Source organism: Roseivivax sp. GX 12232, assembly GCF_021272185.1.
Lineage (GTDB): Bacteria > Pseudomonadota > Alphaproteobacteria > Rhodobacterales > Rhodobacteraceae > Roseivivax.
The window spans coordinates 201,864-208,240 of the sequence record NZ_JAJSEC010000009.1 but is presented as its reverse complement, the minus strand read 5'-3'; the positions used below and the strand labels follow the sequence as shown (position 1 = coordinate 208,240).

Sequence of the window (6,377 nt, the reverse complement as noted above, 5' to 3'; positions counted from 1 at the left end):
CCCGCGGCTGGTCTGGCCCTCGGCGCGCTTTCGCGCGCTCCGGGCGGGTTTAGAGGGCGCTGCCCTCTCTTGGCGGCTGTGCCGCCAATTCACTCCCGAGGTATTTTTGCCAAGCTGAAGCAGGGGGCGGGTGGCCTTGTCCCTTGGGTCGGGCTGTGGGGGATTGAGTGCGGGATCCTTGGGAGGAGAAGGAGGGTGCGCCGGGCCTGGGTTGGGTGCCGCGGCTGAGGGTGGGCCGGGGCGCGGTTGTGCTATTGGCCGAGCTTCGCGGCGGGATTGGTGATTGCGCCGGATGCTGTCCGGGCGGGCGCGCGTGAGAGAGGCGCCGGGCGGGCTTGGGACAGGCATTAAGCGCCGCGCGCGGCGGGCCTCCGCGGGCAAGCTTGGAGCCCTGCGCGGGCGGCGCTGCCTTTGGCGCGGGTGCGGGCGGGCCCTTGTGACGGGGCCCGCCGGCTGCGTGCTCAGAGCCCCCGGGCTTCGCGGATCAGGCGCAGGATGTCCTGGGCGGCTTCGGGGATATTGGTGCCGGGGCCGAAGATCGCCTTCACCCCCTGGCCTTTCAGGAACTCGTAGTCCTGCTGCGGGATCACCCCGCCGCAGATCACCAGGATGTCCTCGGCGCCCTCGGCCTTCAGTGCCTCGATGAGCTGCGGGGCCAGCGTCTTGTGGCCCGCGGCCTGGCTCGAGATGCCGATCACATGCACGTCGTTGTCGATCGCGTCCTGGGCGGCCTCCTCGGGGGTCTGGAAGAGCGGGCCCACGTCCACGTCGAAGCCGATGTCGGCAAAGGCGGTGGCGATCACCTTGGCGCCCCGGTCGTGGCCGTCCTGGCCCATCTTCACCACCAGCATGCGCGGGCGCCGGCCCTCGGCCTCGGCGAAGGCCTCGACCGATTTCTGGATCGCGGCGAAGCCCTCGTCGCCCTCGTAGGCGGCGCCATAGACCCCCGCCAGCGTCTTCACCTCGGCCCTGTGGCGGCCGAAGACCTTTTCCATGGCCATCGAAATCTCTCCTACAGTGGCGCGGGCCCGGGCCGCCTCGACGGCACCCTCGAGCAGGTTGCCGCCCGCCTCGGCGCGGCGCGACAGCTCCGCGAGCGCGGCGTCGCAGGCTTGCTGGTCGCGGCCCGCGCGAATACGCTCCAGCGCCGCGACCTGGCCCTCGCGGACCTTGGCGTTGTCGATGTCGAGGATGTCGAGGTCGTCCTCCTTGGGCAGGCGGTACTTGTTGACCCCGACGATCACGTCCTCGCCGCGGTCGATCATCGCCTGGCGCCGCGCGGCGGCCTCCTCGATGCGCAGCTTCGGCATGCCGCTTTCCACCGCGCGGGTCATGCCGCCCATCTCCTCGACCTCCTCGATCAGGGCCCAGGCCTTCTCGGCCAGGTCATGGGTCAGCCGCTCGACGTAGTAGGACCCCGCCAGCGGATCGACAACCTTGGTCACCCCGGTCTCCTCCTGCAGGATCAGCTGGGTGTTCCGGGCGATCCGCGCCGAGAAGTCGGTGGGCAGGGCGATGGCCTCGTCGAGGGCGTTGGTGTGCAGGCTCTGCGTGCCGCCGAGGACCGCCGACATCGCCTCGTAGGCGGTGCGGATGACGTTGTTGTAGGGGTCCTGTTCGGCGAGCGACACGCCCGAGGTCTGGCAATGGGTGCGCAGCATCTTCGAGCGCGGGTTCTTGGCGCCGAGGTCGGTCATGATCCGGTGCCAGAGCATCCGCGCGGCGCGCAGCTTGGCGACCTCCATGAAGAAGTTCTTGCCGATCGCGAAGAAGAAGGACAGCCGGCCCGCGAAACGGTCGATGTCCATGCCGCGCGCCACCGCCGCCTCGACGTATTCCTTGCCGTCGGCCAGCGTGTAGGCGAGCTCCTGCACCAGGTTCGCCCCGGCCTCCTGCATGTGGTAGCCGGAGATCGAGATCGAGTTGAAACGCGGCATCTCGTTCGAGGTGTATTCGATGATATCCGCGATGATCCGCATCGAGGGCTCGGGCGGATAGATATAGGTGTTGCGGACCATGAACTCCTTGAGGATGTCGTTCTGGATCGTCCCCGAGAGCGCCGAACGCTCGTGGCCCTGTTCCTCGCCGGCGACGATGAAGCTTGCCAGCACCGGGATCACCGCGCCGTTCATGGTCATCGAGACCGAGACCTGGTCGAGCGGGATGCCGTCGAAGAGGACCTTCATGTCCTCGACCGAGTCGATCGCCACGCCCGCCTTGCCGACATCGCCGACCACGCGCGGGTGGTCGCTGTCGTAGCCGCGGTGGGTGGCCAGGTCGAAGGCCACCGAGACCCCCTGCTGGCCGGCATCGAGCGCGCGGCGGTAGAAGCGGTTGGATTCCTCCGCCGTGGAGAAGCCCGCGTATTGCCGGATCGTCCAGGGCCGGCCGGTGTACATGGTCGCGCGCACGCCGCGGGTGAAGGGCTCGAGCCCCGGCAGCGAGCCCAGGTGCGGCAGATCCGCGGTGTCCTCGGCGGTGTAGAGCGGCTTGATCGTCAGCCCCTCCAGCGTCTCCCAGTCGATCGCCTCGAGCGGGCGGTCCTTCAATTCCTTCTGCGCGAGGGCGCGCCAATCGTCGATCCTGGCACTCATGTCGTCATCCTCTCTGGTCGGGCCGGTGCGGGGCGGCGCGGCGGGGCCTTCGGGCCCGGAACGCGGCCTGCGTCAATTTTTTCGTGAACGGGGGGAGTTACGGGATTAGAAACCGGGGGTTTTGGGCATATATTGGCGAGCATGACGCGGATCTTCACAGCCCTCGCCCTGACCCTGTCCATGTCACTTGCCGCGCCCGGCGCGCGGGCCGCGGATGCCGGGGCCGATCCCACCGAGCTTGTCCAGGAGGCCGGCGAGCGCAGCCTCGAGGAGTTCCTCTGGCTGAAGCGGCCGATCGTGGTCTTCGCCGACAGCCCGGCCGACCCGCGATACGTCCAGCAGATGCAGTTCATCGCCGACCGGCCCGACGCGCTCGAGGATCGCGACGTGGTGGTGCTGACCGACACCGACCCCGCGGCACGTTCGGCGCTGCGCCGCGAGCTCAGGCCGCGCGGCTTCATGCTGGTGCTGATCGCCAAGGACGGCACCCGGGTCCTGCGCAAGCCCTTCCCCTGGAGCGTGCGCGAGCTCAGCCGCTCGATCGACAAGCTGCCGGTGCGCCAGCAGGAGATCCGCGACCGCCAGGGCACGCCGCGCGAGTGACGCGCCGCGCCGCCCGGGCGGAGATATGCCGCGCGGGGCCCCATGGCCTTATTCGAACTCCATGATCACGTCGTCCACGGCGAGGCTGTCGCCGGGGCCCGCGTTGATCTTGGAGACCACGGCCTTCTTCTCGGCGCGCAGGATGTTCTCCATCTTCATCGCCTCGACGGTGCAGAGCGCCTGGCCTTCCTGGACCTCGTCGCCCTCGGCGACATTGACCGAGACGATCAGCCCCGGCATCGGGCAGAGCAGCATCTTCGAGGTGTCCGGCGCCTCGCGCTCGGGCATCAGCCGGGCGAGATCGGCCTGGCGCGGGGTGCGCACATGCACCTTGAGGTCCGCCCCGCGCGAGCGGATGCGGAAGCCGCCCGAGATCTTGCCGACCTTCATGATCAGCGGCGCGCCGTCGATCTGCATCCGCGCCAGCGCGTCGCCCGGGGTCCAGCCGCCGGTCACGCGATGGCTGCCGCCATCGGCGAAACGCACGGTGGCGCCCTCGGGGTCGGCCTCGACGGTCACGTCGAAGCTTTCACCCTGAAGCGTCACGTTCCAGTCGCTGCCGACGTGGCGCTCGTGGTTGTCGAGCCGGCCGGAGATGCGCGCGCGGCGGATCTCGGCGATGCGGTTCATCGCCGCCGTGGCCGCCGCGATCCGGCGCAGCGCGGCCGCCTCGAGCGCCACGCCGCCGAAGCCCTCGGGGTATTCCTCGGCGATGAAGGCGGTGGTCATGTCGCCCGCGGCGAACTTCGGGTGATCCATGACCGCCGAAAGGAAGGGCAGGTTGTGGCCGATGCCCTCGACCTCGAAGGCGTCGAGCGCGGTGCGCATGGTCTCGATGGCGCTGGCGCGGTCCTGCCCCCAGGTGCAGAGCTTGGCGATCATCGGGTCGTAATACATCGAGATCTCGCCGCCCTCGAAGACGCCGGTGTCGTTGCGCACCACGCCCTCGCCGAGGGGGCCCTCCTCGGGCGGGCGGTAGCGCGTCAGCCGGCCGATCGAGGGCAGGAAGTTGCGGTAGGGATCCTCGGCGTAGAGCCGGCTTTCCATCGCCCAGCCCTTGATGCCCACATCGCCCTGCGCGATCGAGAGCGCCTCGCCGCCGGCCACGCGGATCATCTGCTCCACCAGGTCGATGCCGGTGATCAGCTCGGTCACCGGGTGTTCGACCTGCAGGCGGGTGTTCATCTCGAGGAAGTAGAAGTTCTTCTCGCCATCGACGATGAACTCGACGGTGCCGGCGGAGGTATAGCCCACCGCCTTGGCCAGCGCGCAGGCCTGTTCGCCCATCTTGCGGCGCGTCGCCTCGTCGAGGAAGGGCGAGGGCGCCTCTTCGATGACCTTCTGGTTGCGGCGCTGGATCGAGCATTCCCGCTCGTTCAGGTAGATGCAGTTGCCGTGGGAATCCGCCAGCACCTGGATCTCGATGTGGCGCGGTTGGGTGACGAATTTCTCGATGAAAATTCGGTCGTCGCCGAAGCTGTTGGCGGCCTCGTTCTTGGAGGACTGGAAGCCCTCGCGGGCCTCCTCGTCGCTCCAGGCGATGCGCATGCCCTTGCCGCCGCCGCCGGCGGAGGCCTTGATCATCACCGGGTAGCCGATCTCGGTGGAGATCTTCACCGCCTCCTCGGCGTCCTCGATCAGGCCCATGTAGCCGGGCACGGTGTTCACACCGGCCTCCTGGGCCAGCTTCTTCGAGGTGATCTTGTCGCCCATGGCCTCGATCGCGCCCTTGGGCGGGCCAATGAAGGCGACGCCCTCGGCCTCGAGGGCCTCGGCGAACTTCGGGTTCTCGGACAGGAAGCCGTAACCCGGGTGCACCGCCTCGGCGCCGGTCTCGCGGATCGCGGCCATGACCTTGTCGATCACGATATAGGACTGGTTGGCGGGCGCCGGGCCGATGTGCACCGCCTCGTCGGCCATCTCGACGTGCAGGGCGTTCTTGTCGGCGTCGGAGTAGATCGCCACGGTGGCGATGCCCATCTCACGCGCGGTCTTGATGACCCGGCAGGCGATCTCGCCGCGGTTGGCGATCAGGATCTTGTTGAACATGGGCGTCCCCCCTTCAGTGAGCCGCGGGGCCGCGCGGGGCCCCTTCGGCGACGTGCAAAGAAAAAAGGCCACCGGGGCGCCCTGCCCCGATGGCCTTCGGAATATCTGTCAGGGACCGCGCGGGCGCGGTCCGGCTGCGATCAGCAGCGGTTCGGATAAGTCCGGCAGTAAGCGACGTTGCCCGCCGCGCCGACCACGGCGCCCGTGGTGGCGTCGCCGCCGGTGGCTGCTGCGGTGCCGGCGCCGGCCGCGCCGCCGATGAGCGCCTGCTCACCGAGGGTGTCGCCGCAAGCCGCGAGACCGAGAAGGGCGAAGACTGCCGAGATTTTTGCGATGTGACGCATGGATTCTGCTCCCTGATAGGCAAAGAAACGTTCGATAGTGCGATAACACACAAGTTTCGAACGGGGTTCCATCCGAAAAGCGCATCAGAGCCGTCTTGGGCGGATTGCAGCCCGTCCGTCGCGCGGCGGCAGGCATCGCGCGCGGGCCGATCGGGGAAAAGACCGGGCGGTCGGATCGGGGATAATCCGGACCGCCCGGAAGGGGAAGGGTAACGGTAGACGGCCGGTGCAACGAACCGGTCCGCGTGCGATCCCCTTGGGGACAGGGGCAGAATGTCGCGGCCCCCCTGCCCCGGAAACCCCGGATTCCCGGCGCGGCGGATTTCGGCTTCTCCCCGCTCATCGGGCCTGTGGCTCGGCAAGATCATGCCCAGAGGTCCCCGTCGATGGCCTCGGGGAAGGCCGCGCGGGCGGCGGCCTCGTCGATCACCAGGAGGGCGTCGTAATCCTCGGGGTCGAAGGGGTCGTCATAGGGCAGCACCTCGCGCCCGAAGAGCCAGGACAGCCGGCCCGCGTCGAGGTTGCCGCGCGCGAAGGGCTCACTGCCGAACTGGTCCCAGAGCGCCGCCATGAACCACAGGTCCGCGCGCCGGTCGGGGGCGCGGCGGTCGGCGTAGCGGTCGCGCCGGACAAGCGGCGTGGCGCCCTTGGGGTTAGCGCGGCGGATGGTGAACTGGAAGTCGCTGCCGGGCAGACGGCCCGGGAAACCGCGGTGCTTGATCATCGGCCCGCCTCCTGGAGAAGGCGCCGCGCGGGGCCGGGAACCGGGGCGGCGGTGTGACGCCGC

Annotated in this window: 5 protein-coding genes; 1 reads left to right on the top strand and 4 read right to left on the bottom strand. The window is 69.1% G+C overall.

The features are described from left to right. Window positions 1-461: 461 nt before the first annotated feature. Entirely contained in the window at window positions 462-2,594 is a 2,133-nt protein-coding gene (gene scpA, locus LR948_RS15440; RefSeq protein ID WP_232754980.1) for a methylmalonyl-CoA mutase, read from the bottom strand. A 141-nt stretch (window positions 2,595-2,735) separates the two neighbouring features. Here scpA and LR948_RS15435 point away from each other — a divergent pair, with 141 nt between their 5' ends. Next, complete coding sequence (locus tag LR948_RS15435; protein ID WP_232754979.1) at window positions 2,736-3,197, top strand: DUF4174 domain-containing protein; 462 nt, start codon at window positions 2,736-2,738, stop codon at window positions 3,195-3,197. Between the two features lie 48 nt (window positions 3,198-3,245). Here the strand turns inward: LR948_RS15435 and LR948_RS15430 are convergent, their stop codons facing one another. From LR948_RS15430 to LR948_RS15420, 3 genes are all read right to left on the bottom strand, one after another. Continuing rightward, window positions 3,246-5,246, bottom strand: coding sequence for an acetyl/propionyl/methylcrotonyl-CoA carboxylase subunit alpha (locus LR948_RS15430; RefSeq protein ID WP_232754978.1), 2,001 nt, complete (start codon window positions 5,244-5,246; stop codon window positions 3,246-3,248). Between the two features lie 140 nt (window positions 5,247-5,386). Next, window positions 5,387-5,590, bottom strand: coding sequence for a hypothetical protein (locus LR948_RS15425; RefSeq protein WP_232754977.1), 204 nt, complete (start codon window positions 5,588-5,590; stop codon window positions 5,387-5,389). A gap of 364 nt (window positions 5,591-5,954) precedes the next feature. After that, window positions 5,955-6,314 (bottom strand): hypothetical protein, encoded by a 360-nt coding sequence (locus tag LR948_RS15420; RefSeq protein ID WP_232754976.1) that lies wholly within the window; start codon window positions 6,312-6,314, stop codon window positions 5,955-5,957. Window positions 6,315-6,377 lie beyond the last annotated feature (63 nt).

Bases quoted from the DNA above. Each gene is read 5' to 3' on its own strand.
- LR948_RS15425 (WP_232754977.1), bottom strand. From the start codon at position 5,590: ATGCGTCACATCGCAAAAATCTCGGCAGTCTTCGCCCTTCTCGGTCTC.
- scpA (WP_232754980.1), bottom strand. From the start codon at position 2,594: ATGAGTGCCAGGATCGACGATTGGCGCGCCCTCGCGCAGAAGGAATTG.
- LR948_RS15430 (WP_232754978.1), bottom strand. From the start codon at position 5,246: ATGTTCAACAAGATCCTGATCGCCAACCGCGGCGAGATCGCCTGCCGG.
- LR948_RS15435 (WP_232754979.1), top strand. From the start codon at position 2,736: ATGACGCGGATCTTCACAGCCCTCGCCCTGACCCTGTCCATGTCACTT.
- LR948_RS15420 (WP_232754976.1), bottom strand. From the start codon at position 6,314: ATGATCAAGCACCGCGGTTTCCCGGGCCGTCTGCCCGGCAGCGACTTC.